The following is a 20,204-nucleotide window of genomic DNA, read 5'->3' as shown; positions in this document are numbered from 1 at the left end:
TTCTCTATTTTTTTCAGCAATAATTTTACTGTAAGACTCTTAAAAGAACACTTTTTATTTAGTTAAAAAACTTTTTAATTCTGCTTTTAAAAGCTTTGCTGTATCAGCATAACTTGCATCATTGATTAAATTTTTAGTCTCTAAAGGATCAACTTCATAGTCATATAACTCTCGCCCTAGAATTCTTTCTTCTTTATAGGGAGTAAATGATCTATACCCTTCATCATGCCATTCGGTATATCTGTAACGCTTAGTTCTAATAGAATAGCCCATTTTTGACTTATGCCTTCTATATTGACTAATTGCATATTTAGGATTTATATTGGTATTAGGGTCTGTATCTAATAACGGTTTTAATGATTTCCCATCAAGCTCAAGAGATTTTACTCCTGCTAAATCAAACAAAGTTGGAAATAAATCTAGCAACTCTACTGGTTTATCAACTTTAATATTTTTTGCAACACTAGGACCTGCGAACATGAATGGAATTCTTGTTGCTTGTTCAAAATTTGAATGTTTATTCCATAACGTATGATCTCCTAAGTGATACCCGTGATCTCCCCATAGAACAATAACTGTTTCATCTAAAATATTTCGCTCTTCCAAAGCATCCAAAAGCTTACCTATTTGTGCATCAATATAAGATATACAAGCCATATATCCGTGAATGAGTTCGCGTTGCTTTGCTTCAGGAAAAACATCACCAACACCAAAATTATTATCAATATCTGAATACCCTCTCAATTCTCCAAATGAGTGATATGCAATATCGGGAGTTCCTTTTGATAATTTTTGTGGCTCTGACAACTTAATATCTTCTCTTTTATAGAGATCCCAATATTTTTTTGGAGCAACAAATGCTAAATGTGGCTTTCTAAAACCTATCCCTAAAAAGAATGGTTTTCCTGTTTCCAGCATCTTATCCATTTTTCTAACACCTTCAATAGGGAATAAACCTGATCTATATGCCTCGTCTGAAACATCTACACATTCTGTACTAGGACGTATTCTTTTATCAACATATTTTCGTTGCTGCTTATTATTAAACCCTTTTTCCTTTGCCTCTTCTTCATAGATTTTTATCAATCTTTTTGTGTTAGGGTTTTGATATGTACCATAAGCTGGTGGTCCATATTTCTTATCAAAATAATTAGGGTTAGAGTGCGGAATACTCCAACTTTTAGCATCATGCCCGCTTGATGTAGAATTGTCATGATAAATTTTACCAGTCGCAGATGTTTCGTAACCTTGCGTAATTAAATACTCAGGCATTGACATTAATTCTGGTGCAGATTCTCTAAAATTTGTATCTAAATCCCATACTTTAGTATTGTCTGGATACATTCCAGTCATTACGCTAGCTCTCGATGGACCACAAACCGCTTGTTGTACATGAGCATTGGTGAAAATAGTCCCCATTTTTGCCAAACGGTCTATATTAGGAGTATGCATTTGATTTTCTCCATAAACATTTAACAGAGGTTTTAAATCATCAACTGCAATAAAAAGTATGTTTTTAGGCTTCGAATTTGTAAGCTTTACGCTTTCTTCTTTTGTTTTACAACTCCCTAAAATAAGCATGGACAGTAGCAAAAATGCTATATTTACACGTCTTAAATTCATTTAATTTTCTTTTTTTGTCAGTAGATCTTGAACAGAAGGCTCATTAGTATCGTTAGTAACAATATCCCCAAAATCTTTATCTGTTATCATTCTGAAGTCTTTTAAGCTTTTATTATTTTCAAACTTTATCATAAGCTTTTTTAATTTTGCTTTTAGTTCAACAACTACTTCTGAATAATTTGAATCATTTATGATATTATTTAGCTGATTTGGATCTTTTTCTAAATCATATAATTCCCAAACATCAATATTGTAATAGAAGTGTGCTAATGTATATTTTTGAGTTCTAAGTCCATAATGTGGCTGCACATGATGCCAATAAGGAAACTCATAATAATGATAATACATGGCATCTTGCCAGTTTTTTGGTGTTTCACCCTTTAGTAAAGGTGCAAAATTTGTTCCCTGCATTTTTTGATTGGTTTTTAACCCAGCCAACTCTAAAAATGTAGGTGCAAAGTCAATATTTGAGATAATATCTTCATTAACACTTCCTGGTTTAATTACCTCTGGGTATTTAACCATAAACGGCATACGTAAAGACTCTTCGTAAATAAAACGCTTATCAAAGAAACCGTGTTCACCAAGATAAAATCCTTGATCTGACGTTAAAACAATAATCGTATTTTCTTCTAAATTATTTTCACCCAAATAATCTAACACTCTTCCAACATTATCATCTACAGATTTTACACAGGCCAAATAATCTTTAATATAAGTTTGGTATCTCCATTTTCTACCTTCTTCAAAACTCATCCCTTTTGGTTGCACAACTTCACCTGGTTTTGCTCCGTAAAAATTCCATTTCATCTTATCTACACCTTCTAACCCATCAGGTTCTGGCATTTTCATATCCTTATTACTAAAATATTCCATGGTCATTTCAGTATCTCCAGCTGTTAATTCTCTACCTTCATAAGTATCATTAAATGTGCTTGGGTAAGGCATTTCTATGTCTTCCCAAAGTTTTTCGTATTTTGTATCAGGCTCCCAAGGACGATGAGGTGCTTTGTATTGTAATACCATTAAAAAAGGATCTGTAGAGTTCTTGCCTTCTTCTAACCAGCTTAAAGCAAAGTCTGTACTTAGATTTGTAGAATAGCCCTTTTCTTTAACATCAACTCCGTTTTCGTTATAAGTTGGATCCCAATAATGTCCTTGTTGACCTGCTGAATTATGATATTTAAAAACATCAAAACCTTTAGGTTCTGTTCCTAAATGCCACTTTCCAAACAAACTAGTACGGTAACCTTGTTTTTGAAATTCTTGAGGAAATGTCCATTGTGTATCATCAAATTTACCGCCACTTTCATTCTTATAATAACCGTTTAAATTACTGTAATTTCCGGTTAAAATAGCTGCTCTACTTGGTCCACAAATAGCATTGGTACAGAGTGCATCTTGAAATAACATACCCTCATTGGCAATTTTATCAATATTAGGCGTGGGAGCTATCTCTTTAAAAATTCCTCCGTAAACGCTAATAGCCTGTATGGTCAAATCATCAGCCATTATATATATAATATTTGGCTTTTTCTTGGTTTCTGATTTTTTAGTTGTGGTTTCGCATGAAAATAATGCTAAAACCATAGAACAAAACACAATCAATTTGAATGTTGTTATTTTAGAAATAGATGTCATTGTTTATTTTAATTTATTGTTGAAAGTTAATTTATAGTTTTTTTAAGCGATACATAGTTACTCCTTAATATTCACAATATTAAAAAAACCTCTCCTATTTTTAGGGGTAATATCAATTTATGAGAGGGCTAAATGGGTATCGTAATTTATAGACTTTAATTTAGTTTATTACTAGTTGTCCTATCTAATAATAGTTATTTTTTTATTATTTTTTTTGTAAAAACACCTTTTGAAGTATCAAAAACAATGAAATATACACCCTCTTCTATATTTCCAAAATCAATTGACTTATTTTCTGAAATTTTTACATTATTAACTTCACTCCCTTTTAAATCAAAAATTTTAATTGAGTTAATATTTTCGATATTTTTAAATTTAACAATACCACTAGATGGGTTAGGATAAATCATGATATTTTGATTTGATAAAATATTTTCATCAAGACCTAAAGTAGTCCGTTCGTCTTGATAATACTGCAATGCGTTTAAAGCATAAGCCAACGGAGCATTCCAATTTATGGCCACCTCATTAGTAGAATACGAACACCAATCATCTAAATAAGAAGCTGCTTTATAATTACTAGGATACACTGCACATGCAGAGATATCTTGTTGCCCTGAATGTGGACCTCCGGCTAACATTCCTGGTATAGGCAAAACTACATTATCGGCTTTAGATATTCTGTGATGTGAATTCACGGGGGGTTGACTTCCATAACCTGTAACATAACAATACCCTGTTCCGTTTCTACCTAATAAATAATCCATTGCTTTATAGGCTGCATTTAAATAAGATGCATCATTTGTTATTTCATAAGCTCTAATTAGTAAAAACACTTGATTTGCAATTCTACTGTTACTTCCCCATACATAATTCTGACTCGTCAATGAAATATTCATTACAGAAGATGCTACTTGAGATTTTAAAGCATCTGCTGTACTAATTAATTTGTTAATAGCTGTATTTGTATCTATTTGTGATGACAACAATGACTTGTGAAATGCAATTGAAATAAGTGCTAAGGGCTCTGGGGATTGCCATGTTGGAATGTCATTTTTTATAGTTGATATGTTTATGTCACTTTTATATTGCAAATCACCTGTTGAAATAAACAACTCTACAGCAGCCCATTGAAATTCACCGGCAACATTGGTATCTCCATATTGCCCAGTTTTAACGTCGACAGGGTTTGTAAAATAAACAGCTGGATTGGCTTTAGCCCAAGCATATGCAGATTTAGCCGCATTTAATAAAGCTGTACTATATCCTGGCAATTCAGTATTGTAATCTGAATAAATTCTTGATGCCATAGCCATTACTGCAGCAAAATTTAACGCTGCAGCAGTACTTTTTTGCACAACATATCTTTTTAGCGAATAATTCTTAGGCATCACAATACTTGAAAAATTCAAACCCGTAAGTTTGTGATAAACACCTCCATCTGATGGCTCTTGCATGGTTAACATCCAATCCAAATTCCATTTTATTTCATCTAAAATATCTGGAATAACACCTCCTGCTTCTGGAATATTAATGGACTTAGATTGGTAATAAGTTTCATAATGTTCATATGCAGCTAATAGTGTGTAAGTAGCAATACCACTATTCACAATATATTTGTTATAATCGCCTGCATCATACCATCCTTTTGGTGAAGAAATTACTGTTCCCACAGGTCTTGTAGGTGATGCAGCAGAACTATGAACATAGACCTGAGTATCTTCATGACCTATATTTCGTGCATAAACACCTCCGTAAGTTGACGATATAGCTGTAGATGCTCTGTTGTAATAATAATATTTTAAAGCTGCTTCTGATATGGATTCATAAACATCTGAATTTACATTGTATAAAATCTCTAATTCATCTGTTTTAAATTTATAAACTCCAGGTGTGTTTAGCGTTGATACATCTGCTTTAGCAACATATTCATTAGAATCACTCCAATAGTTAGGGGTTGTTGTAGTACCCGATAAAACAATATCGTCACTTGAATTTAATATTGTATAGTTTTTTGGAGAGAAATTATTAAAAGAAACTACGTTAATAGTTTTACTTTTATCTACAAAATAACCAACCTGATTGTATCTAACCTCATAATCTACCGTAGTTTCTATAGACTCACCTAATGTTAACCATTCTATATCTATAGTTCCATTATAAGCTCCAGTTCCCGGATTTAAAAAAATCATAATACCCTTTAAATTTGTTGGGTCTATTATACAAGAACTTGAAGAACAAGGGCCGTCATTTTTTATATACCCTAATTTCTTTGAATAATCAATTTCAAATATTTGATAGGTAGAACTTGGATAAATTGAAGACGGTTTTAAATTGGTTACATAATTATTAACATCTATTAAATCTATTCTCATTTGTGGAGAATTTTCAGCCTTAACTTTAATATAGAGCTTCATATTGGAAGAAGCATTGATATTTACATTGCTCCCTGAATTATGAAAAGAATAAATGGTATTTGCCCAAGGACTTCCGGTTCCATTTCCTACTAGCCTTAAATTATTGTTAGATATTGATGTTGTTATTGAGGGAGACGTTGTAGCCTTTTTGATACCTTTATCAAAGGCATCACTATAAATAATTTGTGCAGTACCCAATAATGAATGCAAAACTATTACGATTAATATTATTTTTCTTTTCATTATTATATAATTTTAAACATTATAAGAACACGTAAATAATAAAAAAGTATCCAATTTTTTTATTATTTACGTGTTCTTAAAGTATTCATTATTGGATTACTGATTTAAAAAGGATTAATTTAACTCCTTATAAGTTGCCCAATCAAATACTGCCTTTTGAGGTGATTTAGCATATGAATAAAGTCCAAAATATGCCCCAATATAACCTCCTGCAGTTTTAGTACTTAAAAGCTTCGCATCTAACTTTCCTCCAATAGGTTTCCAATTAGTTTCATCTAAACTATAAAACGCATAAAATTCGTTCTCGATGGTCTTCATTTTTAGAAAAACAGACTGTGATGGTTTAAAATCTTTAAGTTGAATACTCTCAAATTCCTCTGTGGCAGATGAAATCTTCAAAAAATAATTACTATCTTTTCTTTCTAAAACCATTTTATAAAAGAACTCTTCATTTTGAAAAGCAACAATTCCGGCTTCCATAGTTCTTCCTTTATATTTCCCTTCACCTTCACTTAATGAAACTTTCGTTGAAAATTCAGCTTTAAAATGTTGCAATCTTCGACCAATAAAAGAAGGATTACCAACCTCAGCAATACTAATAGGTCTTGCGTTTATAATTAATTTTCCATTTTGGATATCATACCATTTTTCTTTTGGAGTACGAATAAAATTCCATTCGAAATTTAACTTTGGATTGTCAAAATCGTCTTTCCAATCCATAGAGTAATCACTAAAAGAAACCAAATCTTTATTTGGACTTAATGGTAAAGAAACTTCTGAAGGAACGGTTTTTCCTTTTTTAAGTATCATGGGCCATTTGCCTTTTTTCCAATCTACAGGAAGGATAAATGTTTGGCGACCTGTATTAAAATGACCGTCTTCATAAGGCTGGCAAGCAAGAAAAATAGCAACCCAATCTCCGTTAGGTGTTTCAACAAAATCTGCGTGACCTGTACAGGTTACTGGATTTGATCGATCTTCTGGCAAACCCATTTGAGTTAATATAGGATTGTTTTTTCCTACTTCATAAGGTCCCCAAATACTTTTACTTCTCAATATAACTTCTCTGTGTTCTACTCCTGTACCACCTTCTGCACAAAGTAAATAGTAATAACCATCTTTATTAAATAGATGCGGTCCTTCAATCCAAATAGGATTTGTTGATGGATCAATACCTGCATTTAACAATTCTACACGTTTTCCTATTGCTTTTTTCGTTTTTAAATCAAACTCCTGAAGCCATACAGAACGATGTCCGCTATATCTTGGGTTTCCGTCTGCAACTGGTCCATTATTAACTACATAAGCTTTACCATCATTATCAAAAAAGAACGATGGATCAATACCCTCAATGTCATTTAACCAAATAGGATCTGACCAAGGTCCCGCTGGATTTTTTGCTGTTACATAAAAATTACCTCCTTGCTTACCTTCTTTAGCACCCATAAAGGTATTTATTAAATAAAAAGTGCCTTCGTGATAACGCAAAGAAGGTGCATAAAGACCTGCAGACAACCATTCATCGGTTAAATTAAGTTGAGAAGGTCTATTCAAAACGTGTCCTATCTGTTTCCAATTAGACAAATCTTTACTATGAAAAATAGGAATCCCAGGGAAAAACCCAAAAGACGAATTTACAATATAATAATCGTCTCCAACTCTACAAATACTAGGATCTGGATAAAAACCTGGTAATACTGGGTTTTTGGTTTGTGCTTGTAAACCAAGACATAGCGTAATTAAAATACAAGAAAGCATGTTAATTTTATTTTTTTTGAACATCTGAATCTATTTTTTGTTGTTATATATATATTTATATTTCCTTAAGTCAATTATTTTAGACTAATTGCCTCCTGTGATCTCTTTTACCTTATTAAAAAAGCCTTTTTTACGATCAGAATTTATACCCCAATCTACGGGTATACTTTGATAGCCTTCATTAAAATCTGTTTCGTCAGGAAACCTAAAGTCTAAATATCCCCAAGACACATAAGTCTCTATAGAGGTTGTGAAATTATTTGTGGCTTTATCAAAATCAAAATGATCATCTTCATTATTAATTATTGGCATTTTTCGATAGCCTTCTGCTTTACGTGTATCCTTCGCTAATTTTATTAAACGTTCTGGTTTTTTAGCACCATTTCCGTGGATTAGTAAAAAATCTGAAGCTTTTATAACATCAGAATTAGGTACCGTAATTCCCCCAAAACTTGTTGTAACCAAATATCGATAACCGTTTTTTTTCTTATTCTTAACTAGATGAATTAACTCTGCTACTCGACTAGGGCGTAATATATTATGCTCATAACTACCATTATCATTGGTTTCATTACAGATTTCAATAAGTACGTTGCGGTAATTCTTTTTAAATAACCAATCAATTAAATTAGTCGTTGCATTTATAATTGCAGCCTCATCTTTTAAATATTGATCTTGTCTAAAATAAAAGATGCCAAGTATTACTAACATCTCTAATTCATCTGCCTTTTTTAGAATAGCATCCAATCTTTTCATATAGGGCTCTCGTAGAGAACCATCTTCGTAAAAACCAGGATTTGTGTATGGTATTCCTTTATACCCTACAGGACTTCCACCTTGCATATTTAAGGTAAAACTATTCAATCCATAACTTTTCCATTCAGGCATAGCTTCTACAAACTCACGATTATTCCTTTCTGTATCCCATTTATTAGTATCAGGGTATGCAAATGATGTTGATGTTTTTGGATTTATATCATCAAAAATTCCCTGGACCATTCGAGAATTAATTAGTAAGCCTTCAACTTTATGCCCTTTCCAGTAGCGCCCTTCGTAAGTTGGTTTGCCATTGATATAGAACTGGTCTCCTTCAATTGAAACTACAGTTTGTCGTTCAATATTAAATTTATTTGCTGAATGTTGCAATGCTTCTTTTACGCCCAAATAAGCGGGTTTCTGATTTAAGTCAAAGTCGAATAACAAAGGACTTTTTTCGTAAAGCCAGTGTTTGTTCCAATTGTCACGCAAGCCCCAAAAGCAAACCCAATTTGCGCCGCCATCTACAATAGCAGTCATCATTTGTTTGTATTGCTCCTTTTGAAATTGAGCTTTTTCATCATTCCAATTTTTATCCTCGTCAGCAAAGTCTAATTCGGTAATGTAAACTTCCAAGCCTAATTTTCGGTATTCCTGAATGGTTTGTTTCAGTTTGTCCCAATCGTAGGTTTTGTTCAATTTAAAGTGCCCCTGCAAACCAATAGCATCTATGGGAACCTCAGAGTTTAAAAGATGGCGAACCATTTGATAAAATCCTTTTGATTTTTTAGTTCCCCAAAATTCTATATTGTAATCGCGTAATTCTAATTTGCCGTTGGTATATTTTCGGGCATATTCAAAAGCTTTTCGCACAAAAATTGGATGCGAATCATTAACCTTGTCTTCGCCAGTTAAACCCGATTTATCTGGCTCCATTCCCAACTGTACAAACTTAATTTTGGGAGCTTCCAAATTTGGAGGTGTATAGCTTCCATTGTTATAAATAAACTCGTTAACTACATTCCAGTACTTGACTTTTTCACTATTATTGTTAGAGCTTATAACTGCTTTAATATAATCAGATAAAAGTGAGTCTAGTTCAGCATTTGTATAGGTCGCTTTCTTGAACCAATCAGGAAAATATTGATCTGGACCTGCAAGTAGATGCGCTACTACTGGAACTTTATGTTTTGTGTACCAATTAACAACTGCATTAAATTGGGTGAAATCGTATTTTTTAACACCTTTCCAGGTTTCCCATGCAGGATAACAAGTTGTTTGCCCTAGATTGAATTCTTTGAGAAATAATTTACCTAGTTTACTATCTTCTGACCGCACAATTATTTTTGCGTCGGGAAAGCCCGATTGAAGCGTTGCACCAATTAAAATTGATGAATTAACATCTTTTAATCCTCCTACAGAAAGCTCCGTTTGAGCAGATGAACAAAGACTTATAAATATGATTAATACACTTAACATTTCTTTTATTCTCATATTATTTAAAATCTTATAGTAATGGCTTTTGATAGAACTCATTTAAATATTCTTATTTATTCTCTTTATATTCAAACCAATCAAAATCTGCATTATTATTACTTTGACTTCCGTTAGAAGATGTATATATCCCTACAAAAGCCCCAGTCCATTTTCCTCCTTTATAGAAATTATTATCTCTACAATCAATCGGTTTTTTCATCTCAATCCAATCTTTTCGGTTTGTGGAATAACTGAACGTATACAAAAACCCTTCTCCAGTAACTTTTAATATTATATCTCCTTTTGTTATAATTGCTTGATCAATTACTTCATCTTGATTATCAGGACCATTTCTTAAAACCAAACGAAGAACTTTTTTTTCATTTACCTTCGCAATCACAAATTTTACGTGGTAATTTATATCTCTTTCAATGACCAATCCAGCCTCTTCATATTCTGAATTAGGTTTGAAATCTAATTCTGTACTTGCCGAAAAATTAAAATGAGCCAATCGTTTACCCAAATAGGAAGGGTTGGTTATTTCTGATATTTTATTAGGACGTGTTTTCATTCTCAAAAACCCTTTTCTTTCATTTAATGACCACCACTCAGAGCGGGGCGTTCGCTTAAATGTCCAATGTAAATTGAGTTTTGATTCTGTAAAATCATCTCTAAAATCATTCACCGTATTTTTACTTGGTTTTAAATTTTTAGGTTTTATCTGAATTAATTCACTTCTCCCTACTTTACGATCAGGATTTACTATAGGCCAAGTACCACTCCAATCTACTGGAGAAATAAAAGTTTCTCGCCCTAACATAAACCGTAAACCATCATTTGGCCGTTTTCCCAAATACACAATCCACCAATCACCTTCTGGCGTATCTACCAAATCTGCATGACCTGTAGTTGTAATAGGATGTGTTGAAGATAAATCTCTGTGCGTTAAAATTGGACTTGATGGATCTAATTCATAAGGACCATAAATATTTTTACTCCTTGTAATAGTTACTGCATGATTATGGCCTGTGCCACCCATAGCAAACATGTGATAATAATAACCGTTCTTTTTATAGACATGCGAAGCTTCTATTGAATTTAAATAATTGTTATTATCTCTATCTAACAAAGTTCCTTTTTGGTAATAATCCGCAGCATTTAAAATGATTGTTCTTTCTCCAAGCAGTTGCCAAGTATTGACATCCAATTCTTGAAGCCAAAGTAAATTATGTGCTTTCCAAAGTTTTTCTTTTGATGGCATATTTCCAGACATATATACTTTCCCATCTTCATCAAAAAACAAAGAAGGATCAATACCTGGTGCTCCATTAATCCAATGTGGTTCAGACCATGGTCCGCTTGGGTCTTTCGCTGTTACTATAAAATTCCCAAATTTTGGCCCTACAACTGTAGTCACCATATAAAAAGTTCCATTATTATAACGAATGGTTGGTGCATAAATACCTGCAGAATCTTTAGTTGTATCTAAATTAAGCTGAGAAGGACGACTCAAAACATGCCCTATTAATTCCCAATTAACTAAATCTGTACTGTGGTATATAGGCACACCGGGGAAGTATTCAAAACTAGAGGTTACTAAATAAAAATCATCGCCTACCCTACAAATACTAGGATCCGGATTAAAACCAGGAATAATAGGATTTCTAAATGTATTTTCATTCTCTTCCAAATCTAGGATTTCTCCTTTAGCATCAACCTTTTGAGCAATTGCTATAGAGTAAAAACTGATGAAAAGAATAAGTACACTTAATATTTTTTTGACTTTCATTATCTCTTCTTTTTTTATTTGGTTTCTATTCTTCCTGGTTCTCTTCTATGCTCTCCTTTTCTTCCTGTAAGGCCATCTCCAAGTTCTTTACGAGCTTCTTCTGCCAACTTGAGTAATGATTTCACTACTTTAGGGTTCTGCTCCTTTACATCATATCGTTCTCCAGGATCTCTTCTCAAGTCATAAAGAGATAATCCAATTTCTGCATTATGTTTCTTCCCCATATATCCATCATTAGCTGGTTGCTCCCCTTCATAACTTCTATATTTATGTGGTAATATTAGTTTCCAGTCTCCTTCTCTCACCCCTTCTAAAGCATTGTCGTTATAGTAGTAATAAAGTTGATTACGTGGATTAACATTCTTATCTCCTTTTAAAATAGGTAAGATATTGACGCCATCTATTTTTCTGTCAGCTAAAGGGATTTTAGTAATTGCGGCAAAGGTTGGTAACAAATCAATAGTACAACTTAACTTATTGCTAATAGAGCCTTTTGATATAACACCAGGCCAACGCATAATACATGGTTCACGTTGTCCACCTTCAAAGCTAGTTTGCTTTCCTTCTCGCAAACCTCCTGCAGAACCAGCATGGTTTCCAAAATTTAACCAAGGACCATTATCACTTGTAAATATGATTAAGGTATTATCTGTGAGTTTATTTTTTTCTAAAACTTTCATGATTTGACCTACGGACCAGTCTATTTCCATCATAACATCTCCATACAAACCTTGTTCACTTTTCCCTTTAAATTTATCAGAAACAGCCAATGGCACATGAGGCATACTATGTGCAAAATAAAGGAAGAACGGGTCTTTTTTATGTTGTTCAATAAAACTCACCGATTTTTCTGTATAACGGGTAGTTAATTCATCCATTTCAATCATATCTTCTATATGTTCAATGGTCTTATTCCCCTCTATAAGTGGAAGTAACGGCATCTTCTTTTTCCAAGATGTATATTTTGTAATTGAACCACCTCCATAAGGTACTGGCCACATATCATTAGAGTAAGGCAATCCAAAAAACTCATCAAAGCCATGTTGCAATGGTAAAAATTCCTTAGCATCACCCAAATGCCATTTACCAACCATTGAAGTTGCATAGCCTTTTTTCTTTAAAACTTCGGGTATTGTTTCTTCAGCACTATTCAACCCAACTTTTGAATTTGGAAATATAGCTCCTGGAATTCCGATACGATTAGGATAACACCCTGTTAGAATACCAGCTCTAGAAGCACTACAAATTGCTTGTGCCGAATAAAAATTAGTAAAACGCATTCCTTGAGCTGCCAATTCATCAATATTGGGAGTACTGTAACCTTTACCTCCGTAAGAACTAAGATCACCATACCCCATATCATCCATAAAAATAAGGATGATATTTGGACTGTCTTTTTTTCTTTTTTGCGCATTAGCCTCTAAACACGTAAAAAAGAAAAGAATAATAAAAGAAAACAACACAATAACGGTATTGTATAAACCATCCCTTTTAGCAATCATGTTAGTGGTATTCATTATCATTTTAATTTATTAAGTTGGTAGTACTTTTAATTCTCTTTTTTATACTGAATTAATTGAATAGGTCCTATCAACCCAGAAGGTTTTAATGGCTTGTCCTTATCAAAATATTTATCTACGGTAGTTGTTGTAAATAAATTTTTAACTTCACCATATTCTATAAAATCTCCTATAAATCGGTTTCTAACAACAGTTGCCACTGTAATTTCTAATACGTTGTTGGATTGAATTAGATTTGGAATTGCAATTTTTGAATTAGGAACCCAGTAATATCCTAAATGCTTCCCGTTTAAAACAACCTCTGCAACTGCATCTACATCACCAAGATTTAGGTATAAATCTTCTTTGTTCTTTTTTGCCTTTTTCGGTGCTTTAAAGTTGATGGTATATGTTGCTTTTCCTCCAAAATATTTAATGGATGGATTATCAGATTCGGTTAATGATTTTAAGTTCTTAATACCTACTGAGGGTATTTTCTCGTCATAAACAGGCTCAAAATCTATTGTCCCATTAAAATCATCAATAGTAAACACAGTAGGCGCTTCAAGTGATTTTTTAATAACTTTTCCATTAGCATCTGTAAATATATAATCGTTGTTTTGCTGCGAAACAAACTCAAAATTATTTTCAATTAAAGTTGTGGTGGGAATGGTAAATTGAGCTTCTGTTTTTTCTATTAGCGGAAAAATTTGTTTTGAACCAGAATGTACTTTGGCAATGTGCTTTTCAGGTTTATCTCCTCTAATAATAAATATCAAGGATTGCAAAGGTTGCAAGCTTACTGGAATTCTCAATTGCGCTTCTTCTACTGAATAAATGGCTGGTTTAACTGTTGTACCATCTACTGCATCCCAGATTTCAGGTACTTTATTATTTGTACGGAACAATAGTTCGCGGCTTAAAGCTTTGTTTTGCTGATTGAATAAAAAATAAACATCATCATTCCCCACTTTCTTGTGTGTGAACATAATTTCTTTCGCTTCAGCAACATTGGTAGTAAAACTTGGAACAACATTAAGTTCTTTTAATAACTCATTTACAGGTTTTCCCCAAACAACTTTTCCTTTTCCATACTTCTTATCTATAATTGAGGAGTTACTCTTTCCCCACAACTCGTCTGCGATAGTTTTAAACTCTTCCGAATGATGTTTAATATCAGTTAACGAAAGTAAGGCTTCTGGTTTTGGACCATAAACTACCACTCCGTCTTTTACCAGTTTTGCAATTTGTTTTAAAGTTGACAACTGCATGTTTGTTTTTTCGGGAAGCGCAAGAAATGCATAACGCTGACTGCCACCAAATGACAATTTACCATCAATAGCTTTGGCCTGATTAACGAGCATATCGAAGCTACATGGAAAAGCCGTATAACCATATGGCATCTTTTTACTTATACTTTTGTAATTTGATTGTGGCAACTGGTCTCCAATATAATAAACAACATCCACCACAGGTTCTCCTTTTTGCAATACATACTGGATACGTGACTGATATTCCATCCAATCGTTTGATAAATTCCACCAAGGGTTATTGCGATTAAAACTTGCTCCAAACTTCCATAAAGTAACACCCGGTTTATCGTCTGTCGGTTGATGAACATAGGAATGCAAAATCATTTGATTTACACCAGAACAAAACGCTTCATCTCCCCATGCTTTCAATTCAATAGGCGAATCGCTATAATGTGCAAGACTCGTATAAGCCTCTGATGCTATAACTTGTTTATTTCCTTCAAATCCTTTAAAAAGTGGTAAACGTGGTCTTGGTTTTTCCTTTGCTTGGTAAACTCTATTTTCTGAAGCAAAATCCATTCCCCAAAATTCGGACATCACCAAATCGGGATAATTATTCGTTTTTAATACGTCAATGGAAGGATACATACCACGTTCCCCGTAAATGACTTCGGCATGCATTTCTAAATCATCTCGATGACATAAATCACGAAAGTGCTTGTAATAATTATCGCCAATTAAATCGGAAATCGTTAATTGGAAATCGAACAGAAACCCCTCAGATAGTTGCGTATTTCCAACCACTTCTCCACATAAAACTGGTATCCATGGAATGATATCGTAACCACGTCTGTTTTTAAATTCTTCAGGGAAATTTTTTGTCCAGTTCTGAAGGCCTGCTTCCCAACTATCAATTAATAAAAACTTAAACGTATTATCCGTAATCTTATTAGCTTCTTGTTTTAGTTTCTTTCCAAAACTATTAAAATGTTTATTCAAGGCAATAGTATCCATTTTGTCTACTTCAAACCCTTTTCCAAACTTAGTAGATGGACCATTCTGAGCACCTGTAGTTGTATATCCAAAACGAATTACTTTCCAATTTCCTTTTGGAGCCTTCCATTTTAGCAAACCGTTTTTATCTAATTTTTCTGTTAAATCAATTACGGACTGCTCATTTACGGTACTTGAAATGTTTTTACGCATTAAAGCAAAATCATCATTATTTGCTAACCCAATAGTCCCAGTTTTCTGCAATAAATTAGGAATTACAGGTTTATAACTTGATGTTTCATTATTTGCTAATAATTCAAGTTCAGATAAAGGGTACTTCTTAGTTACTTCAAGACATTCCAGTTTGAAAAACTGAGCACTGGTTTTTGGTATTGAAACCGACTTAGTTTCTGATACTCCTCTAAATTCAACATTTGAAACTTTTTGAAAATTAACATTATCATTGGACGAATAAAGAATAAACTTTCCTCCAATTTTATTTAGATTACCCCAAAAATATGACTTATAGCTATCTAAAATAAGTGACTGAAACTTCACTTGACTAATCTCTATTTTTGATTTCAATTCAATATTAATTACATCTCCCGCCTTTAGAACAACAGAGCTAAAAGGGTTCCCATCACTAATCGCATTCGCATCTACTTTCTTATTAATGGTAATTTTAGCTTTTGCTGTTTGAAATGAATTCTCTTTTTCATTTAGCGGAATAGCCACCACCGCATAATCGCGATAATAGTTACGAGAATTTGGAGGCAAGGCTAATTGTACACTTACCTCTTTACCTCCTTTAATAGTTGTCTTAGACCAAGTGTAAAGTTTCATTGACTCTTCTGCTGTAAGCCAAGGTCCACCACTGGTGCTCCATCCATCACAATTATGAATTCCAATGCTAATTCCCACTCGTTTAGCTTCCGTTAATGCCCAATTAAACATCTCGTACCACTCAGGTGTTCCAAACATAATATCGGGCACTTCAACAGGGTTTACAATAGGAAGCCCTACATTTAAAATGGTAGCCTGCACCACACCTTGTTTTTTCATCGATTCCAGATCTTTCGTAATCCCATCTTTGGTAATTCCATTATTCATCCAATGCCACCACGTGTGCACCTTAGATGATTCTGGAGGCAATTTAAATTCTTGTAAACTTAATTCTGTCTGAGCTGAAACAGAAATACAGGAAAATAACAACAACATAATTGTTATATTATATAACCTATTTTTTATATTGAAATGATTACTTAAAAAACTTTTAAGTCCACTTTCTTTTTTCTCATTTGATGACTCCTTTATATATTTCATTTGTATATATTTCAATTGTTAAATCACTTATAATTTATGTTTTCCCGATTTTGATGCTTCTTGATATTCTTTCTGATCTAGTATTGCTCCAGGATCATTCTGCTTATTCATCCACAAGTCTAATTGTTTAGAAAGCTGTTTTTTTATTTTTTGAAGTTTTTTATCCTCAATAAGATTCTTAAAATTTTCAGGGTCAGAAGAAAGATTGTACAATTCTTCTTTAGGTCTCTTTTGATACCTGTTTAATAAAAAGTTTGCATGTTCATTTGTATCCGCTTCATAAACCCAAGAAGGCCAGTAATCATGCCACCTTAACGTTCCCATTACATGTTTTTCGATGTATAAATTTTCTGAAGATAAATTCCTGATGTACGTATAGGTTCCGTTACTTACAGCTCTAATTGGGTATGAAGGCCCTTCAGGAATATTATTATGCATGAAGTATACAAAATCGCGATGCTTTTCTGTTTCACCATTTAAAACCTTCAAAAAACTTTTACCATCAAAAATGTCATTGTTTTTATTTTCTAAAACGATATCCAAAAGTGTTGGAAGCACATCACAATATTGAATTAGCGCATCTGTTCTTTGCCCTCCTTTAATTTTATTTGGCCACTTCATTATAAAACCTGTGTGCACACCTACATCCCAATTCGTCCATTTTACGCCAGGCATTTGTGCACCTTGTTCTGAAGTGAAAATTACAATTGTATTTTCTGCTTCTCCAGATTTTTCAAGTAAAGCCAATATCTTGCCAACATGTATATCTAATACTTCAATTTCAGCTAAATATTTACAAAAATCTTCTCTAGTTGCCTTTGTGTCTGCCATATGAGGTGGCAATTTTATTTTATCAGGATTAAAATGTGAAGGATCTCCAACTGTCCAAGGCACATGAGGACTTGTAAAAGCCGTCATTAAAAAGAAAGGTGTTTTTTTATCTCTATTTATAAATTTTTCTATTTCCTCAGATTCAAACTCAGACACTTCAGAAATTGCACTTTTAGTAATCCCTAAAATATCCTCAAACTGGTAAACAGATTCAGGTTTTAAATGTGATTTTCCCGATAATCCAACTCTATAACCTAATGGTCTTAAATATTGAGCCACTCCTTTTATATTGTTACGTGTTGCACTATGATTAAAGGTTACCCCATTAGTCATAGGGTAAAAACCTGTTAATAATTCGGCTCTACTTGGTGCACACATAGCTTCGGACAAGTATGCTTTATTGAATGTAAGTCCGTCTGATGCCAATTTATCAATATTTGGTGTTTTAACGTTGGTACCACCATATAATGATAAATCACTGAATGTGCAATCATCACCCATTATTAGTAAAATATTAGGTTGATTTGACTGAGCTCTAACAAATTCAGGACTTCCTAAACTAGTTATTAGTACTACTATTATTAAGATGATTTTCTTATTTAGCATTCTTATGTTTTGCATTCATTTATTCTAGATTAAAATTCAGTATTTTCTATTGTTCAAATTGAAGCCAATCTATAGCAAAAGGTTCTTTCGATTTGGAGACAATGAATAAGTTGTAAATTCCTGATTTTATTTTTTTCGTTTTTATACTTGTTGTTTTCCACCCATCTACGTCTTCTAAATTTACTATTGCGACTAACGGACCGTCAATTGCATTTAAACGCACTTCAAAACTCCCACCTTTTGGAGATTTTACTTTTAAGTTTAAAGTCTTAGTTTTATTATTACTGAATTCTACTTTATTGTATTGCAACCAAGAATTGGTCTCATTAAAAGACACATTCCAGCCATCAAAGGTTTGGTTAGAATTATTAAATTCAGTAGAAACTCCTTTTTTTGAAACTCTACTATATCTATCAATCTGTATAGTTTTTTCAGCATTTGAAACACCTATACCTCTTTTACTTGGAATAATTTCTTTTATTAAGCCATTTTTATCAAAGAACAAACTATCTGCTTTTATGGAGCGGTTTTTATCAAAATCGGGTGACAATTCATTATGATGGTAAAATAAATACCACTGATTCTTATATGCTACAATGGATTGATGGTTTGTATAGCATTTGTTTTCCCATTCTTTCATAATCACATTTTGATATTTAAAAGGTCCCAATGGGTTATCACTAGTTGCATACACAATTTGTTCGGTGGTTTCTGGGATGTAAGGAAAGGTCATATAATAAATACCTTTACGCTCAAACATAAAAGGACCTTCAATAAATTTACGCCTACCAATGCCATTTATTTTCATAGGTACTGGCACTGAAGCCAATTCAACCATATTCTCTTTAAGCAGTGCTCCATAAATGACTCTTTCTTCCGCCCAATAGATGTAAGACTTGCCATCTTTATCTGTAAACACATTGGGATCTATTCCCCAAATACCTTCAATAAAATTTGCTTCTGGCGCAAAAGGCCCATAAGGTTTATCGGAAACAGCAACGCCAATTCTTCTACCTTTTCCATTTATTTTTTCAACAGAATTTGCTGGGAAATAGTAATAATATTTGCCATTCTTAAAAACACAATCTGGCGCCCACATTCTAAATGATGCTGGTTCTACCCAAGGAACGGTATTGTGAGAAAGTATGACACCATGGTCTTCCCATTCGGTTAAATTTTCAGAGGAGAATACATGATAATCTGGCATGCAAAAACCTATAAATCCTTGTCCATCTTTACAAGGCACATCATGTGAAGGATACATATATAATTTTCCATCAAATACCCGAACCGTAGGATCTGCAGTAAACTGGTCCATCACTAAAGGGTTTTGGGAAAAAAGATTTACTGAGAACAAGGACAACACCAAGAAAACAATCGGTATAAATGTATTTTGTAATGCTTTATCGGTTTTCATATATCGGTTTTAAACTTTTATTGTTTCTATAAACAAAAGTATAAGCCATTGTATAAATATTTAGGGGTGTATGTTTTTTATAAAAGGTGATATGATTTTAAAGCGCTAAATAAGCTTTTAATGTGCACTATGCTATTTGAATGCAATAAAAAGAGATGTGCCAAAAATTATAGGACTCGACAATGTAGAAAAGGCTATGATTTACTAATTATTAATCGAAGCGTATTTTATTTTTTTGGTAATTTAAAACTCTTAATAAAAAATAGAACATTAAAACTCCATTTAAAAAGTAAAACGAAAGAACACTAAAGATCCAACTCGGTTAAGGTTTGATAATTATCCTTTGTTAAATTAGCACAACCGTTAAACTCATAGCTCCCTGTGCACCAACAACTAAACACTGTTCAATATCTGCAGTTTTTGAAGGCCCTGCTATAAAAACGCCAAAAGTTCTTTCTCTTTTTGAAGTTAAAGCATACGCTTGGTGTAAATGTTGGCAAATAGCTGTTTTGTCTAAAACAATTACTAAATCATTGGCTATAAAAGGTAATACTCTTATTGGAAATTGAGTTTCTGAAA

Annotated in this window: 11 protein-coding genes; all 11 read right to left on the bottom strand. The window is 33.0% G+C overall.

The annotated features are described in order from the left end of the window. Nucleotides 1–54: 54 nt before the first annotated feature. Nucleotides 55–1,623: a sulfatase gene (locus CHB67_RS16520; RefSeq protein WP_089382915.1), complete on the bottom strand. Its 1,569-nt coding sequence runs from the start codon at nt 1,621–1,623 to the stop codon at nt 55–57. Further along, nucleotides 1,624–3,264, bottom strand: a complete 1,641-nt coding sequence (locus tag CHB67_RS16515) for a sulfatase family protein (RefSeq protein WP_245813596.1) — start codon at nt 3,262–3,264, stop codon at nt 1,624–1,626. It abuts the gene before it with no gap. 194 nt (nt 3,265–3,458) lie between these two features. Then, nucleotides 3,459–5,924, bottom strand: coding sequence for a glycoside hydrolase family 9 protein (locus tag CHB67_RS16510; RefSeq protein WP_089382913.1), 2,466 nt, complete (start codon nt 5,922–5,924; stop codon nt 3,459–3,461). Between the two features lie 114 nt (nt 5,925–6,038). Further along, complete coding sequence (locus tag CHB67_RS16505) at nt 6,039–7,706, bottom strand: glycoside hydrolase family 43 protein (protein ID WP_089382912.1); 1,668 nt, start codon at nt 7,704–7,706, stop codon at nt 6,039–6,041. Between the two features lie 60 nt (nt 7,707–7,766). After that, complete coding sequence (locus CHB67_RS16500; RefSeq protein WP_176461312.1) at nt 7,767–9,932, bottom strand: endo-1,4-beta-xylanase; 2,166 nt, start codon at nt 9,930–9,932, stop codon at nt 7,767–7,769. 52 nt (nt 9,933–9,984) lie between these two features. Then, a complete protein-coding gene (locus CHB67_RS16495) occupies nt 9,985–11,703 on the bottom strand; it encodes a glycoside hydrolase family 43 protein (protein WP_089382910.1) in 1,719 nt (572 codons plus the stop codon). A gap of 14 nt (nt 11,704–11,717) precedes the next feature. Then, complete coding sequence (locus tag CHB67_RS16490; protein ID WP_217900284.1) at nt 11,718–13,220, bottom strand: sulfatase family protein; 1,503 nt, start codon at nt 13,218–13,220, stop codon at nt 11,718–11,720. A 32-nt stretch (nt 13,221–13,252) separates the two neighbouring features. Continuing rightward, nucleotides 13,253–16,771, bottom strand: coding sequence for a glycosyl hydrolase (locus CHB67_RS16485; RefSeq protein ID WP_089382908.1), 3,519 nt, complete (start codon nt 16,769–16,771; stop codon nt 13,253–13,255). 27 nt (nt 16,772–16,798) lie between these two features. Further along, nucleotides 16,799–18,223, bottom strand: coding sequence for a sulfatase family protein (locus CHB67_RS16480; RefSeq protein WP_217900283.1), 1,425 nt, complete (start codon nt 18,221–18,223; stop codon nt 16,799–16,801). A 31-nt stretch (nt 18,224–18,254) separates the two neighbouring features. Beyond that, entirely contained in the window at nt 18,255–19,625 is a 1,371-nt protein-coding gene (locus CHB67_RS16475) for a family 43 glycosylhydrolase (RefSeq protein ID WP_089382907.1), read from the bottom strand. Nucleotides 19,626–19,971: 346 nt separating this feature from the next. Then, nucleotides 19,972–20,204, bottom strand: a 233-nt coding sequence (locus tag CHB67_RS16470; protein ID WP_176461311.1) for an LUD domain-containing protein, incomplete at its 5' end; no start/stop codon positions are given.

The sequence above is a fragment of the Lutibacter agarilyticus genome (assembly GCF_900188235.1).
GTDB lineage: Bacteria > Bacteroidota > Bacteroidia > Flavobacteriales > Flavobacteriaceae > Lutibacter > Lutibacter agarilyticus.
The sequence above is the reverse complement of the archived record's forward strand: the minus strand, read 5'-3'. Positions and strand labels throughout refer to the sequence as shown.

Bases quoted from the DNA above. Each gene is read 5' to 3' on its own strand.
- CHB67_RS16520 (WP_089382915.1), bottom strand. From the start codon at position 1,623: ATGAATTTAAGACGTGTAAATATAGCATTTTTGCTACTGTCCATGCTT.
- CHB67_RS16515 (WP_245813596.1), bottom strand. From the start codon at position 3,264: ATGACATCTATTTCTAAAATAACAACATTCAAATTGATTGTGTTTTGT.
- CHB67_RS16510 (WP_089382913.1), bottom strand. From the start codon at position 5,924: ATGAAAAGAAAAATAATATTAATCGTAATAGTTTTGCATTCATTATTG.
- CHB67_RS16505 (WP_089382912.1), bottom strand. From the start codon at position 7,706: ATGTTCAAAAAAAATAAAATTAACATGCTTTCTTGTATTTTAATTACG.
- CHB67_RS16500 (WP_176461312.1), bottom strand. From the start codon at position 9,932: ATGAGAATAAAAGAAATGTTAAGTGTATTAATCATATTTATAAGTCTT.
- CHB67_RS16495 (WP_089382910.1), bottom strand. From the start codon at position 11,703: ATGAAAGTCAAAAAAATATTAAGTGTACTTATTCTTTTCATCAGTTTT.
- CHB67_RS16490 (WP_217900284.1), bottom strand. From the start codon at position 13,220: ATGAATACCACTAACATGATTGCTAAAAGGGATGGTTTATACAATACC.
- CHB67_RS16485 (WP_089382908.1), bottom strand. From the start codon at position 16,771: ATGAAATATATAAAGGAGTCATCAAATGAGAAAAAAGAAAGTGGACTT.
- CHB67_RS16480 (WP_217900283.1), bottom strand. From the start codon at position 18,223: ATGCAAAACATAAGAATGCTAAATAAGAAAATCATCTTAATAATAGTA.
- CHB67_RS16475 (WP_089382907.1), bottom strand. From the start codon at position 19,625: ATGAAAACCGATAAAGCATTACAAAATACATTTATACCGATTGTTTTC.